Source organism: Rhizobium sp. NLR22b (genome assembly GCF_019685295.1).
In the GTDB taxonomy this organism is placed as follows: domain Bacteria; phylum Pseudomonadota; class Alphaproteobacteria; order Rhizobiales; family Rhizobiaceae; genus Rhizobium.
The window spans coordinates 506,026-528,761 of the sequence record NZ_JABDWM010000001.1; the positions used below are offsets into that span (position 1 = coordinate 506,026).

At 61.9% G+C, this 22,736-nt stretch carries 19 protein-coding genes and 1 tRNA gene; 8 read left to right on the forward strand and 12 right to left on the reverse strand.

Annotation, left to right across the window (positions count from 1 at the left end):
- The first annotated feature begins 359 nt into the window (after window positions 1-359).
- On the forward strand, window positions 360-893 hold the full coding sequence (locus HJC00_RS02390; protein ID WP_210629326.1) for a GcrA family cell cycle regulator: 534 nt from the start codon (window positions 360-362) through the stop codon (window positions 891-893).
- A 293-nt stretch (window positions 894-1,186) separates the two neighbouring features.
- On the opposite strand, the gene phoB is transcribed toward HJC00_RS02390, so the two are convergent.
- The 7 genes from phoB to phoR all read right to left on the reverse strand — a co-directional run bounded on the left by phoB (window position 1,187) and on the right by phoR (window position 9,188).
- A complete protein-coding gene (gene phoB / locus HJC00_RS02395) occupies window positions 1,187-1,870 on the reverse strand; it encodes a phosphate regulon transcriptional regulator PhoB (RefSeq protein ID WP_004672768.1) in 684 nt (227 codons plus the stop codon).
- A gap of 160 nt (window positions 1,871-2,030) precedes the next feature.
- Window positions 2,031-2,744, reverse strand: a complete 714-nt coding sequence (gene phoU / locus HJC00_RS02400) for a phosphate signaling complex protein PhoU (protein WP_096764942.1) — start codon at window positions 2,742-2,744, stop codon at window positions 2,031-2,033.
- A gap of 43 nt (window positions 2,745-2,787) precedes the next feature.
- The gene (gene pstB / locus HJC00_RS02405) at window positions 2,788-3,603 is read right to left on the reverse strand and encodes a phosphate ABC transporter ATP-binding protein PstB (RefSeq protein ID WP_085776826.1); all 816 of its coding nucleotides are present in this window, start codon (window positions 3,601-3,603) and stop codon (window positions 2,788-2,790) included.
- Window positions 3,604-3,618: 15 nt separating this feature from the next.
- A complete protein-coding gene (pstA, locus tag HJC00_RS02410; RefSeq protein ID WP_210629327.1) occupies window positions 3,619-4,941 on the reverse strand; it encodes a phosphate ABC transporter permease PstA in 1,323 nt (440 codons plus the stop codon).
- The gene (gene pstC, locus HJC00_RS02415) at window positions 4,938-6,419 is read right to left on the reverse strand and encodes a phosphate ABC transporter permease subunit PstC (RefSeq protein WP_221163589.1); all 1,482 of its coding nucleotides are present in this window, start codon (window positions 6,417-6,419) and stop codon (window positions 4,938-4,940) included. The genes pstA and pstC overlap by 4 nt, the downstream gene beginning before the upstream one ends.
- A 167-nt stretch (window positions 6,420-6,586) precedes the next feature.
- Complete coding sequence (locus tag HJC00_RS02420) at window positions 6,587-7,621, reverse strand: substrate-binding domain-containing protein (RefSeq protein ID WP_221122729.1); 1,035 nt, start codon at window positions 7,619-7,621, stop codon at window positions 6,587-6,589.
- A gap of 346 nt (window positions 7,622-7,967) precedes the next feature.
- Window positions 7,968-9,188 (reverse strand): phosphate regulon sensor histidine kinase PhoR, encoded by a 1,221-nt coding sequence (phoR, locus tag HJC00_RS02425; RefSeq protein ID WP_221163642.1) that lies wholly within the window; start codon window positions 9,186-9,188, stop codon window positions 7,968-7,970.
- 237 nt (window positions 9,189-9,425) lie between these two features.
- On the opposite strand from phoR, the gene ppk2 reads away from it, so the two are divergent.
- Window positions 9,426-10,307, forward strand: a complete 882-nt coding sequence (gene ppk2 / locus HJC00_RS02430; RefSeq protein WP_210629330.1) for a polyphosphate kinase 2 — start codon at window positions 9,426-9,428, stop codon at window positions 10,305-10,307.
- Window positions 10,308-10,320: 13 nt separating this feature from the next.
- Here the strand turns inward: ppk2 and HJC00_RS02435 are convergent, their stop codons facing one another.
- Entirely contained in the window at window positions 10,321-11,520 is a 1,200-nt protein-coding gene (locus HJC00_RS02435; RefSeq protein ID WP_210629331.1) for a regulator, read from the reverse strand.
- 283 nt (window positions 11,521-11,803) lie between these two features.
- Between HJC00_RS02435 and HJC00_RS02440 the strand changes: the two genes are divergently transcribed.
- The 4 genes from HJC00_RS02440 (at window position 11,804) to HJC00_RS02455 (ending at window position 14,539) form a co-directional block, all read left to right on the forward strand.
- Window positions 11,804-12,763 (forward strand): nitronate monooxygenase family protein, encoded by a 960-nt coding sequence (locus HJC00_RS02440; RefSeq protein WP_221122728.1) that lies wholly within the window; start codon window positions 11,804-11,806, stop codon window positions 12,761-12,763.
- A 118-nt stretch (window positions 12,764-12,881) separates the two neighbouring features.
- Window positions 12,882-12,957: transfer RNA gene (locus tag HJC00_RS02445), tRNA-Thr, on the forward strand.
- A gap of 203 nt (window positions 12,958-13,160) precedes the next feature.
- Window positions 13,161-13,634 carry a hypothetical protein gene (locus HJC00_RS02450; RefSeq protein ID WP_210629345.1) on the forward strand — a complete coding sequence of 158 codons (474 nt, stop codon included), beginning with the start codon at window positions 13,161-13,163 and terminating at the stop codon, window positions 13,632-13,634.
- 710 nt (window positions 13,635-14,344) lie between these two features.
- Window positions 14,345-14,539 carry a hypothetical protein gene (locus HJC00_RS02455; RefSeq protein ID WP_210629346.1) on the forward strand — a complete coding sequence of 65 codons (195 nt, stop codon included), beginning with the start codon at window positions 14,345-14,347 and terminating at the stop codon, window positions 14,537-14,539.
- A gap of 96 nt (window positions 14,540-14,635) precedes the next feature.
- On the opposite strand, the gene HJC00_RS02460 is transcribed toward HJC00_RS02455, so the two are convergent.
- Complete coding sequence (locus tag HJC00_RS02460) at window positions 14,636-15,772, reverse strand: acyltransferase (RefSeq protein ID WP_210629347.1); 1,137 nt, start codon at window positions 15,770-15,772, stop codon at window positions 14,636-14,638.
- Between the two features lie 230 nt (window positions 15,773-16,002).
- On the opposite strand from HJC00_RS02460, the gene HJC00_RS02465 reads away from it, so the two are divergent.
- On the forward strand, window positions 16,003-16,359 hold the full coding sequence (locus tag HJC00_RS02465) for a hypothetical protein (RefSeq protein WP_247241691.1): 357 nt from the start codon (window positions 16,003-16,005) through the stop codon (window positions 16,357-16,359).
- Between the two features lie 230 nt (window positions 16,360-16,589).
- Entirely contained in the window at window positions 16,590-18,080 is a 1,491-nt protein-coding gene (locus HJC00_RS02470) for an MDR family MFS transporter (RefSeq protein ID WP_221163590.1), read from the forward strand.
- A 229-nt stretch (window positions 18,081-18,309) separates the two neighbouring features.
- On the opposite strand, the gene HJC00_RS02475 is transcribed toward HJC00_RS02470, so the two are convergent.
- The 3 genes from HJC00_RS02475 to HJC00_RS02485 all read right to left on the reverse strand — a co-directional run bounded on the left by HJC00_RS02475 (window position 18,310) and on the right by HJC00_RS02485 (window position 22,541).
- Entirely contained in the window at window positions 18,310-20,259 is a 1,950-nt protein-coding gene (locus HJC00_RS02475; RefSeq protein WP_221145878.1) for an ABC transporter ATP-binding protein/permease, read from the reverse strand.
- 95 nt (window positions 20,260-20,354) lie between these two features.
- The gene (locus HJC00_RS02480) at window positions 20,355-21,479 is read right to left on the reverse strand and encodes a hypothetical protein (RefSeq protein WP_221163591.1); all 1,125 of its coding nucleotides are present in this window, start codon (window positions 21,477-21,479) and stop codon (window positions 20,355-20,357) included.
- Window positions 21,480-21,641: 162 nt separating this feature from the next.
- The gene (locus tag HJC00_RS02485; RefSeq protein WP_210629352.1) at window positions 21,642-22,541 is read right to left on the reverse strand and encodes a GntR family transcriptional regulator; all 900 of its coding nucleotides are present in this window, start codon (window positions 22,539-22,541) and stop codon (window positions 21,642-21,644) included.
- Window positions 22,542-22,736: the final 195 nt, after the last annotated feature.

Sequence of the window (22,736 nt, forward strand, 5' to 3'; positions counted from 1 at the left end):
CAAAAATGCCGCCTTTCGGCGGCGAGCGGTACTATTTCCTTTTCGCGCTGCAATGTCAACAAAACTGCGGCCTTAGCGTATGCCGCAAGCTTGTACAGGGGCACTTTCGGCCTTCAACAGGCATTATTGCAGAAATGACACGCAGAGGCAGCAAGTTGGGGAAAAACTTGAAATTCGATTCATCCGGATTCCCGCGACTCTTGTCACGGAGTCAGCCTCACACTAGGTTAAAGTTCAATTACTAGACTGCATGCGGCGGAACTAGTCACCAAAATTGATCAAGCGTTTCTTGTTTCGGAGGCTTCCGGGACAACGGTGAGGGATTCTGCCATCACCAACGCAAAAGGTGGAGACAGGGCATGAACTGGACAGACGAGCGGGTCGAGAAACTCAAGAAGCTTTGGGCCGAAGGACTGAGCGCCAGCCAGATTGCTGCGCAGCTTGGCGGGGTCAGCCGAAACGCCGTTATCGGCAAGGTGCACAGGCTCAGCCTTCCCGGCCGCGCCAAGGCCGGCGGCACGGCCACCGCGGCGCGCACGCCGAAGCGCCAGACATCCGCGCCGCGCGCGCCGAACTACGCCTCCCGGATCGCCACCCGCACCGTGACCCGCCAGCAGGGCGCAACCCTGCTGAAGGAAGAGATCGAGATCGATACAGTCGAGGAAATGGAATATGTGCCGAAGGGCAACGTGGTGGTGCCGATTTCCCGCCGCCTCGGCCTGACGGAGCTCACCGAACGCACCTGCAAGTGGCCGGTCGGCGATCCGCTCAAGGAAGATTTCCATTTCTGCGGCTGCGAATCCCCGGACAATTCGCCCTATTGCAGCTATCATCAGAAGCTTGCCTATCAGCCGATCAACGAACGCCGCCGGGCGGCGGCGCGGGTCAGCTGAGCGGACCGGTATAGCCAGACATAAAAAACGGGCCGCCGTTTCTTATTCGAGTGGGAAGTGACCTTTGCGTTTAGCAACCCCCACACTCCGTCATGCCAGGGCTTGACGGAGGAGAGGTGGCGCCGGGACAAGTCGGCTTTGCAGGCGCGATGGAAAGGTGGTGCCGAGACGCATAAGCCTCGCCGGCGCAACGACGCTGGCTCCGCAGCGGCGACGATGGACGACAAGGCGGGCCTCACAAGCCGTACTGCCGTGCGTTTGGCGGGAACGCCAACCCCACACTCCCTCAGCCTTCAGGCCTCCATCGAATAACCGGCGCCGCGGACGGTGCGGATGACGTCCTGCATGTTGGAGAAATTCAGCGCCTTGCGCAGGCGGCCGACATGGACGTCGACGGTGCGTTCGTCGACATAGATGTCGTGGCCCCAGACGCCGTCCAGCAGCTGCGAACGGGAAAAGACCCGGCCCGGCGACGACATCAGGAATTCCAGCAGCCGGAATTCGGTCGGGCCGAGGCGGACTTCGCGGCTCTTGCGGTGGACACGATGGGTTTCGCGGTCGAGCTCGATATCGCCGCATTTCAGCACCGAGGACAGCACCTCGGGACGGGCCCGACGCAGCATCGCCTTGACGCGGGCGACGAGCTCGGGGGTCGAGAAGGGCTTGACGACGTAATCGTCGGCGCCGGTGGACAGTCCGCGCACACGCTCGCTCTCCTCGCCGCGCGCCGTCAGCATGATGATCGGCAGCCGCTCGGTTTCCGGCCGCATGCGCAGGCGCCGGCAGAGTTCGATGCCGGAGACGCCGGGCAGCATCCAGTCGAGGATGAGAAGGTCGGGCGTGCGCTCCTGAAGCCTGATCTCGGCCTCGTCGCCGCGCAGGATGGTATCGACCTCAAAGCCTTCCGCCTCAAGATTATAGCGAAGAAGCACGCTCAGCGCTTCCTCGTCTTCAACAACTGCGACTCTCGGGATCATGCGTGTCCGTCTCCTCGCGCACAAGCCTTAAACCGGGACGATTTAAGCAGGCGTCCTGCGCAAATTCAGAAATTGGCTGCGACCTCTTTGCGCGCCCCGAACGGGCGCGCACGCAAGTGACTGGTCCGGGCGGCTGGCCCGGGCGGCTCGTTCGGAACAATTATTCCGTCGCGGCGCCGACAGTGTTGGCACTGTCATCCTTCGGACGATCGCCTTCCGGCTGGGCGCCCGTCGCCATGTAGTAAATCGTCTCGGCGATGTTGGTGGCATGGTCGCCGATGCGCTCGATGTTCTTGGCGCAAAAGAGCAGATGCGTGCAGCTCGTGATGTTGCGCGGATCTTCCATCATGTAGGTCAAGAGCTCGCGGAACAGCGAGGTGTACATCGCGTCGATCTCGTTGTCGCGTTCGCGGATGGCGGTCGCCTTGTCGGCGGCGCGTGTCGTATAGACGTCGAGCACTTCCTTGAGCTGGACGAGCGCCAGCTCAGAGAGGTGCTCGAGGCCGCGGGCGAGCTTGCGCGGCACGCCTGTGCTCTGCACGGCGATGACGCGCTTGGCGGTGTTCTTGCCGAGGTCGCCGACGCGTTCGAGATCGGCGGCGATGCGGATCGAACCCATGATCTCGCGCAGGTCCGAGGCCATCGGCTGACGGCGGGCGATGGTGACGATCGCCTTGTCGCCAATCTCGCGTTCGGTGTGATCGAGGATCACATCGTCGGAAATGACCTTTTGCGCCAGCGCCGTATCGCCGTTGACCAGCGCCCGGACGGATTCCGCGACCATCTGTTCGGCCAGGCCGCCCATTTCGGAAATCCGCCTGGAGAGGAACTTCAGATCATCATCATAGGCGGAATAAATATGTGTCGATGCCATGGGGCTTTGTCCTCGAATAACGGAAAGCTTCGTGTCGCCGGGATCAGCCGAAGCGACCCATGATGTAATCCTGGGTGCGTGGATCGTCGGGGTTGGTGAACATCTTGTCGGTGTCGTTCTCCTCGACGAGGTTGCCGAGGTGGAACATGGCGGTGCGCTGCGAAACACGCGCGGCCTGCTGCATGGAGTGGGTGACGATGACGATCGTGTAGTTCTCGCGCAACTCGTGGATCAGCTCCTCGACCTTGGCGGTGGCAATCGGATCAAGGGCCGAGCAGGGTTCGTCCATCAGGATGACCTCCGGGCTGACGGCGACGGCGCGGGCAATGCACAGGCGCTGCTGCTGACCGCCGGAGAGGCCGGTGCCGGATTCGTGCACGCGGTCCTTGACCTCGTTCCACAGGCCGGCGCGCTGCAGGCTGCTCTCGACGATCTGGTCGAGATCGGCCTTCGACTTGGCGAGACCGTGGATGCGCGGGCCGTAGGAGACGTTTTCGTAGATCGACTTCGGGAACGGGTTCGGCTTCTGGAAAACCATGCCGACGCGGGCGCGAAGTTCGACCACGTCGATATCCGGATCATAGATGTCGTCGCTGTCGAGCGTGATCTTGCCGGTGACGCGGCAGCCTTCGATCGTGTCGTTCATGCGGTTGAGGCTTCGCAGGAAGGTCGACTTGCCGCAGCCCGAGGGGCCGATCAGGGCGGTTACGGTGTTTTCGCGGATGTTCAGGTTCACGTCGAAAAGCGCGCGCTTCTCGCCGTAATATACGGAGACATCCTGTCCGATCATTTTATACGGGACGTTGCTCATCTTCTGATCCAGCGCCTTTTCAACTGCAGCTTCCGTCAGCATGTTCATGATGTTTAACTCCGTTTACCAGCGGCGCTCGAAGCGACGACGCAAGAGGATGGCGCCCATGTTCATGACGATCAGGAACAGGAGCAGGACGATGATGGCACCCGAAGTACGCTCCACGAAGGCACGTTCGGCCTCGTTCGCCCACATATAGACCTGCACGGGCAAGGCCGTCGAGGGCTCGAGCGGTGTCGTGGGCGCATTGGCGACGAAGGCGACCATGCCGATCAAGAGCAGCGGCGCGGTTTCGCCAAGCGCGTGCGCCAGGCCGATGATCGTGCCGGTGAGGATGCCGGGCATGGCAAGCGGCAGGACATGGTGGAACACCATCTGCATCTTCGAGGCGCCGAGGCCGAGCGCTGCGGCGCGGATCGAAGGCGGCACGGCGCGCAGAGCCGCGCGGGTGGCGATGATGATCGTCGGCAGGGTCATCAGCGTCAGCACCAGGCCACCGACCAGCGAAGCCGAGCGCGGCAGGCCGATGAAGTTGATGAAGACGGAAAGGCCGAGCAGACCGTAGACGATCGACGGGACGGCGGCGAGATTGTTGATGTTGACCTCGATCAGGTCCGTCAGCCTGTTCTTCGGCGCAAACTCCTCGAGATAGATCGAGGCGGCGACGCCGATCGGCAGCGACAGAACGAGCACGATCAGCATCAAGTAAAGCGAGCCGATGAGGGCAACGCCGAGGCCGGCGGCCTCCGGGCGGCTGGAATTGCCGTTGACGAAGAGGCCGCTGTTGAATTGCTTCTGGAGAACGCCGCCCGCCTTCATCTGGTTCATCCAGTTGACCTGCTTGTCGTTGACCTTGCGGTTCTTCTCATCGACGGAAAGATCGATCTGGCCCTTGTTGGCACTGTCAATATTGGCATCGGCGAGCAGGGTGACATTGACCGTCTTGCCGATGATCGAGGGATCGGCGACGACCAGATCGCGCAGCTGGATCGGCGCGCTCTTGGAGAGCATGGCGGTTGCATCGCGCACATCCGGACGGCTCGATGCATTGATGTTCAGCTGCTTGACGATCGCGTCGCGCAGCAGAACCGGATAGTTGGCGGCGATCAGCACCGAAGGATCGGTCGCCCGCTTGCCGTTCGGATCGATCGTCTTTTCGGCGAATTCGATCGGCAGGGTGATCGTCGTCTGCTGGAAGGCGGTGTAGCCTTTGCCGATCACCGTCCACAGCAGGACGAAGAGAAAGATGAGGCCGAAGGCGATGGCGGCGATGCCGTAGGCCTGGAACCGGCGCTCGGCGGCATAGCGGCGCTTGATGCCGATGTCACGGCGGGCAGGCGCCTTGGAAACGGTGACACCGACGGCGGGAGAAACAATATTCGTCATTCGTACTGCTCCCGATATTTGCGCACGATGTAGAGCGCATAGATGTTGAGGCAAAGCGTGATGCAGAAAAGCGTGATGCCAAGCGCAAAGGCGACCAGCGTCTGCGGCGAGGTGAACTCAAGGTCGCCTGTCAGCTGATTGACGATCTTGACGGTCACCGTGGTCATCGGCTCGAAGGGGTTGATCTGAATGCGGGCGGCAACACCTGCGGCCAGCACGACGATCATGGTTTCGCCGATGGCGCGCGAGGCGGTCATCAGCAGCGCGCCGACGATGCCGGGAAGTGCCGCCGGCAGGACCACCTTCTTGATGGTTTCGGAGCGTGTGGCGCCGAGACCGAGCGAACCGTCGCGCAGCGCCCGCGGTACGGCGGTGATGATGTCGTCCGACAGCGAGGAAACGTAGGGGATCAGCATGATGCCCATGACGATACCGGCGGTCAGAACGCTCTGCGCCTGGATGAAGTTCGAATAGTTGCCGGAGAGCAGGCCGCTGATCTGCGCGGAGAAATCGCGCAGGAAGGGGCCGACGGTGACGAGGGCGAAGAAGCCGTAGACAATCGTCGGGATGCCGGCGAGCACTTCGAGCAGCGGCTTGGAGACGCCGCGCACCTTCGGCGAGGCGTATTCGGCCATGTAGATGGCGGCGAAGAGACCGACCGGCACGGCTACCAGCATGGCGACCAGGCCGATATAAAGCGTGCCGAGCAGGAGCGGGATCAGGCCGAACTGGCCGAAGGACGAGCTGCCGGCGCCGGCAAAGCGCGGATCCCAGACAGTGCCGAAAAAGAAATCGCCGGCGGGAACGACGGCAAAGAAGCGAACCGCTTCCGACAGCATCGACAGCACGATGCCGACCGTCGTCAGGATGGCGATCGAGGAGGCGAGCAGCAGGCCCCAGAGCATGACGCGCTCGACGCGGTTGCGGGCGCGGAAGCGCGGCGCGATGGCGCGCAGCGCATAAAAGGCGCCGGCAACGGCCAGAATGAAGACGATCGCGGTCATGGCGAGGCGGCTCGTCATGCTCATGGAATTGAGCGTCTTGGCGGCCTCGACCATGTATGGCTGCGGCTGGCCGGCGAGCGGCACGCCCTTTTCGCTGAGCTTGGCCTGCAGGGCGGCCGGATCGTTTGCCACCGCGGCGGCTTCGTCCGATGTCAGCATCGTCAGGCCGCGCGCGACCGTCGCCACCATCGAATAGCTCAGATCCTGTTCGACCGCGGCCTGCGCCTTGACCTCGGCAGGGAAAGTGCCGCGCACCGAGGACTGGATGACGCCGGGGCTGACGGAGAGCCAGACGCAGAGGACGACGAGGGCGGGAAGAACCGTCCAGATCGCGGCATAGGCGCCGTAATAGGCCGGCCGGGAATGCAGTGCGGAGGACCTGCCTCCGGCAAGGGCTGCGGCACGGCCGCGCGCGACCAGATAGGCGACGGCGCCGATCGCCACAAGGCACAGAAGTATGACGGATGTGCTCATTCGTTACGTCCCCAGGCCCGTGGCCCCCAAAAAGCGCGGGCGGCTTCATCAGCCTGCCTTCGGCTTCCAATCATGGAGAAGGAATTCAACCCTGCCGCGGAAAGACCGGGACACAGGGCCATAAACGATGCCGGCGCGGGCTTTGAAGCACCGCGCCGGCAAAGTCATTACATGGACTTACCAGCTTCGACGTCCTTGCGGATCGCGTCGCGCTCGGCATCCGGAGCGGCAACGAGGCCGTATTCAGCCAGCGGGCCGTCAGGGCCGATCATCTGGTCGGATACGAAGAAGCTGACGTATTCCTTCAGGCCCGGAACGGCGCCGAGATGTGCCTTCTTGACATAGAAGAACAGCGGGCGGGAAACCGGGTAGGTGCCGTTGGCGATCGTTTCGGTGGACGGAACGATACCGTTCACGCTGGCGACCTTCAGCTTGTCGGCGTTGTTTTCATAGAAGGAAAGGCCGAATACGCCGACGCCGGTCTTGTTGGCCGCGATGCGTGCGAGGGTTTCCGGATAGTCGCCGTCGATGTCGACCGCAGCGCCGTCCTTGCGGACCGCGACGCAAGCCTTGGTCTGGGCGGCCTTGTCGGAGATTTCCTTGGCGATGACGTCGAGAGCGCCCGAAGCCTTGCAGCCGGCGGCAAGAACGTTCTGTTCGAAGACTTCGCGCGTGCCGTGCTTTTCGCCCGGGATATAGGCGGCGATGTCAACGGCCGGGAGCTTCGGATTGACTTCCGACCACTTCTTGTAGGGGTTGGCGACGAGCTTGCCGTCGACGACGACCTGGGCAGCGAGTGCCTTGTAGATGTCGGCCGGAACGTAAGCGACATCAGGGTTGGACGAGTCGGTTGCGAAGACGATGCCGTCATAACCGATCTTGACTTCCTGGATGTCGGTTACGCCGGCGGCCTTGCAGGCTTCGGCCTCGTTCTTGTTGATCGGACGCGAAGCGTTGGCGATGTCGATGGTGTCTTCGCCGACGCCCTTGCAGAATTCCTTCAGGCCAGCGCCCGTGCCGCCGGATTCGACGACCGGCGTCTTGAAGTTGGTGAAGGTCTCGCCGAAGGATTCGGCAACGATCTTGGCGTAAGGCAGGACGGTGGACGAACCAGCGATCTGGATCTGGTCGCGAGCGACGGCTGCGCCAGCGAAGGCGGCAGTTGCAGCGAGCGCGGCAACGGTGAGCTTGAAGGTGTTCATTAGAAATCTCCCGCATTGGGCTTGTGTGAGTGCGGCCTGAGAGGCCCTCGCAGTGCCTTTTTTCATCGGCGGGACTCTCTTAACGCTGTAAGCACCGTCCTTTTATGTCAAACCCGTGAAACATTTGTGACAGGTTAAGTCGCTGTTTTACAACGATAAAATTTATGGATCCCGCCTGAACGTGTCGACGGATGGCAAAGTTTGGATCGCGGTTCGACCATGCATTGTAAGTTTACAACACGTGATCCGGCGGTTGCGGAAAGGCATCCTGTCTCCGTCCCACCCTCGACAGGGCACGTCCCCTCTCCCGTCATTGCGGGGAGAGGGGACCACGAGAGATTGCGCCTTAGAAGCGCACCGTAAAATCGGTGCCTTTGCCAACCTCGGACTTGACGATCAGCCGGGCGCGGTGGCGGGTGAGGATATGTTTGACGATGGCAAGGCCAAGGCCGGTGCCTTTCTTCGAGCGGCTGTCCTCGATGCTGACGCGATAGAAGCGTTCCGTCAGACGCGGCACGTGCTCGGCCGGGATGCCCGGCCCCTTGTCGACGATGCTGACCTCCACGGGGCCACCGGCGCCGTTCTTCAGCCAGACATCGACGATCTTGCCTTCCTGGCCATATTTGCAGGCATTCTCCATCAGGTTCTCGAAGACCTGGACAAGCTCGTCACGGTCTCCCAGCACTTCCACCTTGCCGTCGGGCAGATGCAGGTCGATCTCGACGCCGACATCCCTGGCGAGCGGCACCAGCGAGTCGCGGACATGGCCGAGCAGCGGCACCAGGTCGACCTTCTCATCCGGCGCGAGGTGCGATTTCAGCTCCAGGCGGGAGAGCGACAGCAGGTCATCGACCAGTCGGCTCATGCGGGTGGTCTGATCGAGCATAATGCCCAGAAACTGCGCCTGCGCCTTCTGGTCGTTCTTCGCCGGGCCCTGGATCGTCTCGATGAAGCCGCGCAGCGAGGCAAGCGGCGTGCGCAGCTCGTGGCTGGCATTGGCGACGAAATCCGATCGCATGCGGTCGATGCGGCGGACCTCCGATATATCGCGGAAGGACAGGATGAAAAACCGCTCCCGCTCTCCGTCGGCCTGGAACTCGACGGGCGCGCTGCGGACGATATAGACGCGCTCGGACGGCAGCCGCTCGGCATGCTCGATCTGGTTCGGCGCATTGGTGGCGATGGTTTCGCGCACCATGTCGAGCACGCCGGGCGAGCGCAGCCGGGCCGATATATGGGCGCCGAGCGCCACCTCGCCGAAGGCCTTTTCGGCGGCGCGGTTCTGGAACAGCACCGAGGCGTCGTGCGACAGCACCATGGCGGGAATATCGAGCCCGGCAAGCGTGGCGGCAACATCAGGCAGGCGGCTTGGCGGCGCTTGCGGCTCCGCCTCCATCGGCTCGATGGGTTCCGCCTTGAGGACTGGCGCCTCGTTGAACAGCGCGGTCAAGATCATGACGAGCAGGAGAACGAGCACGACCCATTTGTTCATCCCGGCGGCAAGGGCGGCGAGCGCGCTGAGGATGGCCGCGAGCAGCACCGGCCGTTCGCGCCGGATGCGCGCCAGCAGGCTTTTTCTCCAGGGGGTTTCGTCTTGCAACTGGGCCTCGGGCGTCGATTCGTTTCTTTATATTGAACTCTGCCTGATAGCGGCAATTCATGACAGAAGTTTTCGGCTGGCGCCGCTCAAGCGAAAGACTGCCGGGCAAACGCGGGAAAAATCACCGGCCAAAAGCGAAAGATTTGATTTTCAACGGCAAATATGTTCGCCTACGGCAAGAGGACACCAGCCCAGGAGGGGCATATGAGCGAGACTGTCGGAAGCAGGGCCGTGGAGCTTGATATCCACGGCAGGAAGTGCGTCTTCGACGTCGACGATCCGGTCCTGCCGGACTGGGTGGAGGAACACGCGCTGGAGTCCGGCGGGTTTCCCTATAAGAAGAAGCTCAACGAGGAGGACTATCTGGAGCAGCTTACAAAGCTGCAGGTGGAACTCGTCAAGGTGCAGTTCTGGCTGCAGGCGACCGGCAAGCGGGTGATGGCGCTGTTCGAGGGGCGCGACGCGGCCGGTAAGGGCGGCGCCATTTCGGCCTCCTCGGCGCATATGAACCCGCGCCTTGCGCGCGCCGTCGCGCTCGCCAAGCCAACCGAGCGCGAGCAGGGGCAATGGTATTTCCAGCGTTATGTCGCGCAGTTCCCGACCGCAGGCGAATTCGTGCTGTTCGACCGCTCCTGGTACAACCGCGCCGGCGTCGAACCGGTCATGGGCTTCTGCACGCCGCAGCAATATGAAGCTTTCCTCAACCAGGCGCCGCAGCTCGAAAAGATCATTGCCCATGAGGGCATCTTCTTCTTCAAATTCTATCTCGATATCGGCCGCGAGATGCAGCTCAAGCGTTTCCACGATCGCAGGCACGATCCGCTGAAAGTCTGGAAGCTTTCATCGATGGATATCGCGGCCCTGACCAAATGGGGCGATTACAGCGAAAAGCGCGACCGCATGCTGAAGGAAACCCATACGGAATTCGCGCCATGGACCGTCATCCGCGCCAATGATAAGCGGCGTGCGCATCTGCAGCTTATCCGGCACATGCTCCACAGGATGGACTATGACGGCAAGGACAAAGCGGCGCTCGGCGAGCGCGACGAGCAGATCATCGGCTCGGGGCCCGGCTTCCTGAAATAGGTCAGTTGCCGCCTCACTGCCCCGGCAGGATGCGGATTGCGAACAGGTTGATGCCGCGCGCCTTGCCGTCGAGATCGCTGTTGATGACAAGCGTGCCGGGCGAATTCGGCGCCAGCGAGCGGTCGAATCTCACCTGCAGCAGCGCATCCGACTTTTCGCGGGTGACGCTGAAGCGATGGCGGGCGCAGTTGCCGAGCGATTGGAAATTGCATTCGACCGTAACCTGCGTCGGCTCGTCGGTGGTCGATTGCAGCGTCAGCGCGATGGTCGAGGATTTGCCGGCAAGCTGCTGCAGCGCCGAGGCGGGAACACTGACCGAGATATTGCCGTCAGCCGCACCGCTTTCGGAAATCAGCCGCACTGCCGGGCCGTCATTCTCGGTGATGTTTTCGGTGCGCGCCCGCGGGCCGCTTGTGATCTTGTCGGCCTCGTCGGGCTTGAACACCGGGATCCAATCGGCCGAAAAACTGTTCTGCGGATCGATGGTCACCGGCTGATCGGTGTGGCTGGCGGCATTGCCGGCGCTGTCGTCATTGCCGGTGAAATCCTCCGGCTGGGTGCTGGCCGGCGGATTGGCGACGCTGGTGTCGCGCTCGGCCGCCGTCAGGAGCAGGCCCGACGTATAGGCCCACCAGGCGCCGATGCCGATGAAGGCGAGCAGCACACACCAGACGAGAAGCCTCGAAAAGAACTTGCGCGGTTTGCGGCGGCCGGCCGCCCGCTCCGGACGGAAATCCATGTTGGCGGCGCGCTGGCCGCGCTGCAGCCGCTCCTCGCCGAGCGGGGCGGCGGAGAGATGATCGGCGGTGCTCGCATGCACGTCGTCAAGGCGCGACTCGTCGCCGCGGTGCATGATCACGTCCGGGCCACGGGTCTCGCCCGCCGCCACCGGGCTGTCGATCAGGCTGTCGATATCGGCCACATCCCCTCGATGAGCCGGCGGCGCCGGCATGTCGACGACCGGTGGCACCGGCACTTCAGGCGGCCGTTGACGCGGGTGAAGACGGTCGCGCTCCTCGCTTTCGATGGCGTGGATGGTGGTTTCCAGGCGATGGCGATGATGGGCGACGGCATCGGCATCGGTGATATCCTGCTTGCGCAGGCCGGCTTCCAACGCCTGGCGGGCCGACTGGTAGATCCTCGCTCGAACCTCCGGATTGTCGCGATCGGCATTTTCGAGCGCTGTTCTGATGGCCGTTTCTAATCCGCTCACGTCAAGTCCTTCACTTCGAACCCGGCATCGGACTGCCGTCCCTGCCGTTCTCTATCAAAATTCGGTAGCGGCAAGCGCGGCAAACCGCAAGCCTTGCAGCCCCGCCGGCCGCTGATCGGCGGCGATATCGCCAGCTTTCGCGGCTCCCGGGCCTTGCCCTCTTCTTTATGCGCGCCTGATATATCCGCCTGAAATCGACGAAGGCGTGGCGGCCGCTCTTTTATCAGCCTTTCTTCTCTGTTATGAGATTGACGTTTTCGTAAACGTCAATGCGCGGTGAATCATGGCCCTGCCCCCCATCCTCAAGGACAAACTCAGACTGCCGGTGATCGGCTCGCCGCTCTTCATCATCTCGCATCCGGCGCTGACCCTGGCGCAATGCAAGGCGGGCGTCGTCGGCGCCTTTCCGGCGCTGAACGCCCGGCCGGAGAGCCAGCTCGACGAATGGCTGGCCGAGATCACCGAGGAACTCGCCCGCCACGACGCCGCCCATCCGGAGCGGCCGGCCGCGCCCTTTGCCGTCAACCAGATCGTCCACATGTCGAACAAGCGGCTGGAGCACGACCTGTCGCTCTGCGTCAAATACAAGGTGCCGATCGTGATCTCCTCGCTCGGCGCCGTGCCCGAGGTCAATGCCGCCGTGCATTCCTATGGCGGCATCGTGCTGCACGACATTATCAACAACCGCCACGCCCATTCGGCGATCCGCAAGGGTGCGGACGGGCTGATCGCCGTGGCATCAGGCGCCGGCGGCCATGCCGGCACGCTGTCGCCCTTCGCCCTTGTCCAGGAAATCCGCGAGTGGTTCGACGGGCCGCTGCTGCTTGCCGGCGCGATCGCGACCGGCGGCGCGATCCTGGCCGCCGAAGCGATGGGCGCCGACATGGCCTATATCGGCTCGCCCTTCATCGCAACGCAAGAGGCGCGCGCTAGCGAGGCTTACAAGCAGGCGATCGTCGACGGCGCGGCAGCCGACATCGTCTACTCCAACTATTTCACCGGCGTGCACGGCAACTATCTCAAACCGTCGATCATCGCCGCCGGCATGGACCCCGACAACCTGCCCGTCGCCGACCCCTCGAAGATGGATTTCGAGCAGGCGACCGGCGGCGCCAAGGCCTGGAAGGACATATGGGGCAGCGGCCAGGGCATCGGCGCCGTCAAGGCGGTGGAGCCGGTGGCAAATCTCGTCGACCGGCTGGAAGCTGAATACAAGGCCGCCCGCGCCCGGCTGGCGCTCTGAGGATCTTCCACACCCCGCCCTCTTTTTTGCCAAAGGCATGACAGGGTGCTTGAAATCTTCAGACAATGCCTGTATCAGCGCCATGCAAATCGCAGGCCGCACGCTTCGGCCGCCAAATGCCGCTTTAGCTCAGTCGGTAGAGCACATCATTCGTAATGATGGGGTCACGTGTTCGAGTCACGTAAGCGGCACCATTTTTCTTCCACCGCATGCTAACAGTCTCCATTATAAGCCTCTTTTAATAACCTGCGTTCACCTTCAGCTTCGCCTGGACGCTCTCCAGGCAAGCTTCAGCAGGTGGTGGGCTTCTTCTCCCAAGACGGTCGGACTGCCACTTGCGCTCGCATGAGCGACCGATGTCGATCGAGCGCGAGCAGCCCAGCAATTAGGAGGATCTATGAGGATATCGCTTCTGAGTACCGTACTTTTCACCCTTACCATGTCGCCCGCCCAAGCCAAGGATTTCCCTCTGGCCTCATGTAGCGGATGGAACGGAACGCTGGTCAGCAGGACCGGGACCGATTCGAGCACTGCGGTTATGGAAGGGAACGTCAATCAGGCCAACCTCCAGGAATATTGCGAGCGAGACCCGGGAGGCGAGACGACCGCACATGGAGGGAAATTGACTGTAGAGCAGTGCGTGGCGATGTACATGAAACAAAATGGGAAGGACACTTACCGTTCCACCGCCAATTGCCGCAAGGGCACCCTGTCCTTCTTTCCTGCTGGCGGAGAACCGCTGCGCGTCACTTTCCCATTGCCAGAGGATGCAGATGTGTCGTGCGCCTCAGGCATGCCGCCGCTGATCGAGCAGTTCACGATGCTCTGCCCTCGGGCGGCGCGAAAGTTCAAAATGATCGATGGCGAATGAAACGATGGCTGTCTCGGTACTGCCGATAAACTTCCGTCGGCCTTGAAAAACACGAGGATCTGCGTCAGACCGTGAGTAACAGCGCGAGAATTCATAGGCGAACTGCTGGGCATTATACCGAAGATAGAAGTTGCAAGCTTAGGGCGTCGCCTGTCGGCATACGTCTTAAAGATTGGCGCCAACCTGGCCGAGTGTAAAATAATCTGAATGTAGCGTTTCATTCACGCTTTCCTCCGATGCCAATTGCCCCATGGGTTTATCGCGGCTTTTTACTGGCGGAATAATATTATCTGTGTACGCTACAGTACCGGAACTGCTGTGACCGGAGGGACGTTGTTCCGCCTGGATCGCGCAGAGGGAGTCTCCTGTCTCCGCGCGCACCCCTTTGTAGCCTGCGCGATCCAACTTTTTCTCTCAGCTTCAGTCAAAACTCTGTAGATGATCTTCCCTTTAGCGCCAAAAGACACGCTTTTCTTGTACAGCTGTTCAAGTCAAACTTTGTCGGGAACTTTCGCAGGACGCTGTTGTTTTCCTGGCGGGCCGCACGCGGCAGTCTTCTGCCCTGCTACACCCCTATTGGCAGTCGTCGTGCGGTCCCACCTTCGCGCTCTTGGGTGGAACCCCGCAGCCGTGACAAATCCATAGAGCGCTGTGAAACCAACGGCGCGTTTTCTCGTTCAATGGCGGAATGGCTGTCGGGAGAATGCTGGATGAAGCTGGTGTCGTTCCACTATGCAGGGCCGAACGAGACCCTCATCTTCATCAATCCTGAGCACGTTGTTGCCGTTCGACCGTTCCCGAACACCACACACATCTATGTTTCAGCGCTCCAAAACCATGGAGGCCCCAGTTATTATCCCGTCAGAGAGACGATCGATGACGTGGTCAAGCGACTGATCAGTTAAGCGAGCGCTAGTGCCAATGCTATTCCATGAGGTCACGGCTGGAACGGCGGGTTCCGGTCACACCCGCCGTCGCATTGCAGGCAAGGGGTCGCGGGTCTAGGTCGCCACCTGCCTCGGTTGTGTCAGACGCCTGCCGACGGTCTGACCGGGCAACTCGATAAACTTGTAGCCTACGAAGGATAGGGCATAGACGGCGGGGATGGTGACAATCAACGTCGCCAGCCAGCGAGCGGGATTGCTGAGGTCGGTATTGCCGATCAGCCAGGCGATCACCGGCTGCATGATCAGCAGGTGAATGAGATAGGCGCCGAAGGAAAGTTCCCCGAGATTTCGAAAGAAGCTGTTGCCGAGCACCGCATTGACCGCGCGCGAATAATGGCCGGCGGAACCCGGAAACCGATCGGCGTGCACCAGGACAAAGAACAGCGCCACGATCCCGACGCGCACAGTTTCGTGCAGCACAGTCACGTCACCGCCGACAGGGATGAGGACCAGCAGAGCCGAAATCGCAAAAGCCAGGTAAGCTCTGCCCTGCGACATCCATAATGCACCCGCGAGAAGCATGCCGGCGGCGAAGATGTGCATTTTCATCGGCAGAAACGACGGCATCGGGAAGCGAAAGCCCAGGTGATGGATCACCCAGGCGGCAATGACCGCCAAGCCGACGGTGACGAGCATGCCCTTCAGCCAGCCGAGCCGCCCGAGGACGATCATGATGAAGGGCAAAGCCGCATAAAACTGCATTTCCAGGCCGATGCTCCAATCGGGCAGCGCCGTGCGGAAGGCATGGGCCGGCGACAAGCCGAACAGGAAGGAGAGATGCATCAAGTAGTTGGTCAGGCCATCGTCCAGATAGCGGGATGCGGCTTGCGGCGGATTGCCGTTGAACGCATCGATGACCATCCTTGCCTGATAGATCTCGGACCCGGCGATGAGAGCAATCACCAGCATGACGTAGTAGAGCGGTGCGATGCGGAAGAAGCGACGCGCCCAGAACACCGCCCACGTCTGCGGGCTCTCCCATGGCTCCCTGCCCTTCCGCCGCTGATAGTGAAACACCATCAGGAAGCCGGAGAGCATGATGAACAGGTCGACCCCGAGCTCCGGATCTCCGATAACAGGCACCTTGAACCCCGTCAGGATGTGGGCATGGCCGATCAGCACCCATAGCGCTGCCAAACCACGCAAACCATCCAGACATTCAATGCGTCTGCCGCCTTTCATCGCGTCCATGAGATACCTCTATCCATTCGTATCCGCGGGCAGGGTTAGCATCTTCGACGGCAACCGGATAGTGTTGAGTAAATTTTTATGGGCTTCGGCACAACTTGCGCGGGTTGACAGTCGATGAAGGGCTGGCGGCGTCAGGCTGCCCATTTGCGTCCATTCGACTGCGAAATATTGGAAGGAACATGCCGCTGCCGAACCGGTTTCCCCTTGAGACAACAAGGATGGAGAAGACCATGTCCTGTAAACTCATCGCAATATCCCTCCTTTCGATCGGTCTTGCCGGCTCGGCTCTGGCCCAGACAGCCGGTGGGGCGAATTCCAGCGGGCGGCTTTCGGTGGCGCCCATTATCGGCGGCTCGGGCAATACAGGCGCGGGTTCGGCTGGTACCGGCTCCGCCGGCACGGGCTCGGCGGGCACGGGGTCCGTCGGCACCGATCCCGGCACGACAGGCAGCACCACCGGCAATGGCGGCGTCGATCTCAACAGCGGCCGCAGCACGATCAATCCGGGTGGAGTCAATCCGGACCTCCAGCAGACGCCCGGCTGCACCGACGGCAGCGGCTCGCTCAGCGAGGCATGCCAGCAGTGAGAATAGCGGGCGCCAGTCTGCCGAAAGAATGAGCCCGGTCATGATGGCGCCGGGCCTTCATTTAACTGCCGCCGCTGACGTCGCGCAAAATGACGACCGCCTAAGAGAATTGCTTTACCGGCCGGCATTCCGGTCGTACAAGAACAGCATCCCTCCGCACATGGCGATCGCCGCACCCAGCCAGCCTGCCGATATTCCCGGCGTCCGCGGAGCACCCGAAGAGGACCGTCATGTCGAATGCAGCGCACCGCTCGAACCGCGTGCTTGTCGTCGCGACCATCATGGTGGCGACATTCATGGTCGCCATCGAAGCGACGATCGTGGCGACGGCAATGCCGCGCATCGTCGGGCAGCTCGGCGGCTTTTCCTATTATAGCTGGGTATTTTCGGCCTTCCTGCTGGCGCAGTCGACGACGACGGTCATCTACGGCAAGCTCTCGGATATTTTCGGACGCAAGCCGGTGCTGATCGGCGGCATCCTGATCTTCCTCGCCGGCTCTTTGCTCTGCGGCTTTGCCTGGTCGATGATGTCGCTGGTGCTGTTCCGGCTGCTGCAGGGGCTCGGCGCCGGCGCGATCCAGCCGGTGACGATGACCATCATCGGCGATCTGTTCAAGCTCGAGGAACGCGGCCGCGTGCAGGGCGCAATGGCGACCGTCTGGGCGACATCGGCCGTCGTCGGGCCGCTAGCCGGCGGCATCATCGTCGACAATATTTCATGGGCCTGGATCTTCTGGATCAACCTGCCGATCGGCATCGTCTCGATCGTCGCCTTCATGATTTTGCTGAAGGAGGACGTCGCGCACAAGCAGGCGAGGATCGATTATCTCGGATCCGTGCTGTTTTCGATTTCGATCGTCGCCCTGCTCGTCATGCTGACGGAAACCGAAGCGAGCGCTTGGATCCTGCTGTCGCTCTTCGCCGTCTTCGTCGTCGCGGGGCTCTTCTTCCTCGCCCAGGAGAGGCGGGCGCCGGAGCCGATCATTTCGATCGCGCTCTGGAGCCGCCGGCTGATCGCGACCAGTAATGCGGCGACGCTGCTTGCCGGCATGGCGCTGATCGGGCTTTCCACTATCCTGCCGATCTACGTGCAGGGCGTGCTAGGACGCACCCCGATCGTCGCCGGCTTCACGCTGACAATGCTCATCGTCGGCTGGCCCTTGGCGGTGATGCTCTCCAGCCGCTTTTACCGGGCCTTCGGCATTCGCCGCACACTGCGCGTCGGCAGCCTGATGTTTCCGTTCGGCGCCTGCTTCCTGTTGTTCCTGACGCCCCAAAGCTCGCCGGTTCTGGCCGGCGCCGGCTCCTTCTTCATGGGCTTCGGCATGGGGCTGATCAGCCTGACGAGCATCGTGCTGGTGCAGGACAGCGTCGAATGGTCGATGCGCGGCAGCGCCACGGCCTCGATCATCTTCGCCCGCAGCCTCGGCAATACGCTCGGCGCCACCGTGCTCGGCGCCATCCTCAATGCCGGCATCAGCCATTATGCGAGCGGTGAAACGGCGGCCGCCCTTCATAAGGCGCTGAACCAGCCGACCGGCCTCTCGGCGCTCGCCGCCGATCCGGCGATCCGCGGCATCTTCGACGCGGCCCTGCACTGGAGCTTCTGGGGCGTGGTCGTCGTCGCGGTGCTGACCTTCTTCACCACCTGGCTGATCCCCGTCGGCCACCGCCAGGCACGCGAAGAGCCGGCGGCGGCAAGCGAGGCGGCCTCGCATTGACACGGTTGCTCCTCACGGGGAGCGCCTGGCAGTTTGTTGACAACGTTTCCTCCGTCATGCTCGGCCTTGTGCTGCCTTGTGCCGAGCATCTGAGCACCGCGATTTCACGAGAACCATTTATTGTCAGGTACTTGTTCGACGTGCTCAGATCCTCGGCACAAGGCCGAGGATGACGTCGCCGGTATCCACGTAACTACGGAAACCGCTTCGTCCTTCTCCTGAAATAGCTTTAGCGGCGGTTGTCCAAAACCCGCAGGATCAGGTTTCGTCTTCCCTTGCGCGGGACGAGATCAATATCGCTGACGAGCTTTGCGCCGCCCTCGCGCCGTTCCAAGGTGATCTTGCGGCTGTGGAAGGCTTCCAGCTCGGCGCGATGCGCAACGCTGATGATGGTTGCCGCCGGCAATTCATCGATCACCATCTCCATCATCCTGTCCTGGCTCTTCTCGTCGAGTGCCGAGGTCGCTTCGTCGAGCACGATGATATCGGGGGTATGCAGCAGCAGCCGTGCGAAGGCGAGCCGCTGCTTTTCGCCGCCGGACAGGATCTGGTCCCAGGGCGCGTCTTCCTCGATCTTCTCGCTCAGATAATCCAGCCCCACCTTGGCAAGGGCCGCCTTGATCTCCTCCGGCGTCCAGCTGTCGGCGGCGCGGGGATAGGCCACCGCGCGGCGAAGCGTCCCGGACGGGATATAAGGCCGCTGCGGCAACATGAACAAGCGCCGGTCGCCGTGGAAATCGACGCTGCCGTGACCCCAGGGCCAAAGACCGGCAATGGCGCGCACCAGCGTACTCTTGCCCGAGCCGGATTCGCCTGCCACGAGCACCCGCTCGCCCGGTGCGATCTCGACCTGGGCTTCCTTGACCACCGCGGTGCCGTCGTCGAGAGACACCGCGAGATCGTTCAAGTTCAGGATCGCATTGTCCTTGGTTTCACCGTGCCTGATGCGTCCCAGAACGTCGCTCTGTTCGGCGCGCTCGAGGCCGTCGAGCGACATCATCAGCGAGGCGACGCGTCGGGCACAGGCGTTCCAGTCGGCAAGGCGCGGGTAGTTATCGACCAGCCAACCGAAGGCCGTCTGAACGATGGCGAAGGCGGAGGCCGCCTGCATGACCTCGCCAAGCGTCATGCCGCCTGCGAGAAATTTTGGCGCGCACAGCAGGAGCGGCACAACAGGAGCAATGAGCATCGACCCGTGCGAGACGAAGGTCGTTCGCATGTGCTGGCGCGCAAGCAGCGCCCATTGCTTGAGCACATTGGAAAATGTCTTGTCGAGGTCGCTACGCTCCTCTTCCTCGCCGCCGAGCAATGCGATGCTCTCGCCGTTTTCGCGCACACGGGTCAGCGTGTAGCGGAGTTCGGCCTCGACCTGGTTCTTGACCTCCGAGACCTGGACGAAATGGCGGCCAATGACCGCGATCACGGTCGAGGTGATCACGGCATAGAGGACCGCGGTGACGACGAGAAAACCGGGGATGGTGATGGTCGACCCGGCGACCGGCAGCGTGAGCGCCCCGCCGATCGTCCACAGCACGACGATGAAGGTCGAGGCCGACAGAAAGGCGGCAATGACGCCGGCAACGAAATCGACCGGTGCTTCGGTCGCGATCCGCAAATCCTCCGAGAGGCGCGCCTCGGGATTCTTGTGGTCGCCGTCGATAAGGTTCAACTGATAATAACGACCGTTGGCCAGCCAGCGCGTGATCACCGCCTTCGTCAGCCAGGAGCGCCAGCGACGCTGGATCATCATGCGAACATAGACTTGTGCGGTGACGAGGGCGACGCTTCCGAGCACAAGCGGCACGAAGACGGCGCTGAGATAATAGACGGTGCCGGCGTCGTGTCGCTCTATGGCGTCGAAGATCCCGCGGTTCCAGCGATTGATCCCATATTGGAAGCCGACATTCATGCAGATCATCGTCAACAGACCGATCGAGCACGGCCAGGCGAGCTTGTCGCCACTGCTGCCCCAGTAGCGGCGGGCGCTGATCCAGAAACGCCTCAGCAAATATCGCTTGCGCGCCTGCTCGGCCTCCTCGGGCGTGAGCTTCTGACTTGGTTCGATGACATCTTGCGGCGGCTCGACCTCGACAGTCGATGCCTTCTCCTGGCGCGTCTTTTCGGCACCGTCCTGCTCGGTGCCATCGACCGATTTCGGTTTGAGTGTAACGTCGGTCATGAGCACCATAACGGCGTACAAATCAGAAGGTTTCATGGCGCCGGTGCGGGACACGGCGTCGGCGGCGCCGAAGGGCCACTGCCTTACTGTCGCCGTTAGGTCCTGCTTGCACCCAGGACATAGCTGTCGTTCGCCGCCTTCTGGACCATTGCGATGGCGATCGGCGGAAGGATGAAACTCCAGATGCCGAGCCAGGCGATCGAGATCGGATTTCCCTGGCCTCTGTCGCGGGCCTGCTCACTCAGCAGGTCGCCAAGGGTCATGACAAGAACCGGCAATCCGAGCGGCACGAGGATGGCGATCAGCATGGCCGCAAGCGGCGTGAGCAGGCGCTGCGACCGTGCGGCGCCCGCAAGCTCCCCGTGGATGCGATAGACCCAATAGGCAAGGTAGACGAAGGCGGCCAGCGCGATGCCGAGGACCAGAAGCGCCAAGAGCAGCGCGACCGGAGAACGGGCGACCTCGAAATCACCCGCCTGCAGCAGATTGAGCCCGAGCACCGTCAGGAAAATAAGGATCAGCGGTGCGACCAGGATGATGGCGACCAAGAGGGGTGATCGCCGCCGCGGTGCAAGCGGTTTGTGCCGAGGACGCGGCGGTTCATCGAAGGCGAGGTTTCCAGCCGGCACCAGCACTATGACGGCGAGGAGCAGGCAGGCCAGAAAAGCTGAAACAACGGGCACGGCGCCGAGATCGAACCCGTACAACCACGAGGCGACGGCCGGTGCAAAGGCTGAAATCAGGATCGTCGTCGACATCAGCGTCAGGACGCAGCCGAAGTCGATCTTGCCCGGCCGCCCACCCACCAGGAATATCGCGGCCGCGAGAGGATAGACAGCCCGCATCGCACCGACCACCAGGCCGAACAAAAACAGAAATACCGGCGATGCCCAGAGCGCAGGCGCCGGCAGCAAACAGACGGCTACGACCGCGCAGACGAGAACCGGCGAAATCAAAGCCGACCGACCATGGCGGCTCGCAACGACAAAGGCCAGGAAGGCGCCGACCACCCAGCCAAGGGTGGAGCCGAAATAGAAAATGCCGATTGTCTGCGCGCTGCTTCCCGCCATCTGCGAGATCACGGGGAAGACCGTGCTCAACCCTTGTCCGGCCATCGCCACAAGAAGCGACGACAAAAAGACCGCCCAATAGCGATAGGTGCTCAAGAATTCGGCCAGCTTCCATTCGGCAGCGGTGGAGGGTGCAGAGGTGTTTTCCATTGGTGAAACTTGCTCTCCATTCATGACCATCGCTCATCGCCGACGGCGGAGATCGACCATGCGCATCAAAGAGCTATTTCAATAGCTGTAACGGAGCATTCGCATCAACCCAGACGTTTGCCGACTTGGCTGCGGCACGGCACCGGAGCAGCCCTCCTCGGCTCAGGCGTTTTCGCTCACATTCTGCGGCAGAGACTGCAGCAGGGTCTGACGGGCGGAGCGCAGGTGGACGCGGCAGGCTTTTCCGATCGCTGCCTGGTCGCCGGATTCCAGTGCGGCGATATAATCCAGATGTTCGTGGATGGCGCGTTCGTTGCGCTCGCGGGCGGCCGTCTTGTTCCACTGGTAGTGATAGTGGAAGATGATGGCGATCGCATCGTAGAAATCGGCAATGAAGCGGTTCTTCGAGGCGCGGTGGATCAACAGGTGGAAGCGCTCGTCGAGGACCGAGAAGTCCTTGAAGCGCTGGTTGATGTCGGCAAGCATGGAAAGATGCTCCTCGCGCATGGCGGCCAGATCGATCCAGGCCTGATTTTCGCGCGAAAGCCTGCCGAATTCGGCGGCGGAGTGCAGCTCGAACATTTCGCGGACATCGGCAAGCTCGAGCGCGAATTCGCGGGTGAAGCCCTTCAGCGTCCAATGGCTGTTCGGCCGCTTTTCGATCAGTCCGAAGCGGGAGAAGCGGATCAGGAATTCACGCACGCTCGTTGTGCCGGTGCCGATCTCGCGGGCAAGCTCCAGCTCGTTGATCTGCATGCCGGGTGCGGCATCGTCGGCCAGGATGCGCCGCATGAAGCTGCGCTCGATGATGTCGTGCAGCGAATCCGTCTCTTCGGAAGGAAAGAGGTCGCGGTCGGTGGGCTCGCGCAGCACGATCTTCTGACGTTTGTTCCAGCGGATGATGCCTTCATCGCTGAGGCGGGTGAGGATGGCGCGCGCGGTTGAACGGCTGACGCCGAGCTGGGCTGCGATCTCCGGTTCCGACGGCAGCGCCGTATCCGTGCGCAGGGCCGCGGCATACCTGTTGTAGGCTTCCTTGAAGACCGTATTCTGCCTTGCCATCAGATCCCCCGCTTTCCGCCCGCGTGTCGGGATTGCCGTTCCGCTTCAGAAGCGAAACGGCGCCCGACCGGAGCTTGTTGAAAAAACCATTAGCGTATTTCCGATCGTCTGCGGCGCATTGCCTCCCTCGTCCACAGGATCAATATTCCCGTTGACTTGAAAATGTTTATTGTAGATAAAAAACAAAATCAATCG

Coding starts and splice junctions, on each gene's coding strand:
- pstB (WP_085776826.1), bottom strand. CDS start 3,603: ATGAACATGCTGACGGAAGCTGCAGTTGAAAAGGCGCTGGATCAGAAG.
- HJC00_RS02485 (WP_210629352.1), bottom strand. CDS start 22,541: ATGGCAAGGCAGAATACGGTCTTCAAGGAAGCCTACAACAGGTATGCC.
- HJC00_RS02390 (WP_210629326.1), top strand. CDS start 360: ATGAACTGGACAGACGAGCGGGTCGAGAAACTCAAGAAGCTTTGGGCC.
- HJC00_RS02465 (WP_247241691.1), top strand. CDS start 16,003: ATGTCCTGTAAACTCATCGCAATATCCCTCCTTTCGATCGGTCTTGCC.
- HJC00_RS02455 (WP_210629346.1), top strand. CDS start 14,345: ATGAAGCTGGTGTCGTTCCACTATGCAGGGCCGAACGAGACCCTCATC.
- ppk2 (WP_210629330.1), top strand. CDS start 9,426: ATGAGCGAGACTGTCGGAAGCAGGGCCGTGGAGCTTGATATCCACGGC.
- HJC00_RS02420 (WP_221122729.1), bottom strand. CDS start 7,621: ATGAACACCTTCAAGCTCACCGTTGCCGCGCTCGCTGCAACTGCCGCC.
- HJC00_RS02475 (WP_221145878.1), bottom strand. CDS start 20,259: ATGACCGACGTTACACTCAAACCGAAATCGGTCGATGGCACCGAGCAG.
- HJC00_RS02480 (WP_221163591.1), bottom strand. CDS start 21,479: ATGGAAAACACCTCTGCACCCTCCACCGCTGCCGAATGGAAGCTGGCC.
- HJC00_RS02470 (WP_221163590.1), top strand. CDS start 16,590: ATGTCGAATGCAGCGCACCGCTCGAACCGCGTGCTTGTCGTCGCGACC.
- phoU (WP_096764942.1), bottom strand. CDS start 2,744: ATGGCATCGACACATATTTATTCCGCCTATGATGATGATCTGAAGTTC.
- phoB (WP_004672768.1), bottom strand. CDS start 1,870: ATGATCCCGAGAGTCGCAGTTGTTGAAGACGAGGAAGCGCTGAGCGTG.
- HJC00_RS02450 (WP_210629345.1), top strand. CDS start 13,161: ATGAGGATATCGCTTCTGAGTACCGTACTTTTCACCCTTACCATGTCG.
- pstC (WP_221163589.1), bottom strand. CDS start 6,419: ATGAGCACATCCGTCATACTTCTGTGCCTTGTGGCGATCGGCGCCGTC.
- HJC00_RS02460 (WP_210629347.1), bottom strand. CDS start 15,772: ATGGACGCGATGAAAGGCGGCAGACGCATTGAATGTCTGGATGGTTTG.
- pstA (WP_210629327.1), bottom strand. CDS start 4,941: ATGACGAATATTGTTTCTCCCGCCGTCGGTGTCACCGTTTCCAAGGCG.
- HJC00_RS02440 (WP_221122728.1), top strand. CDS start 11,804: ATGGCCCTGCCCCCCATCCTCAAGGACAAACTCAGACTGCCGGTGATC.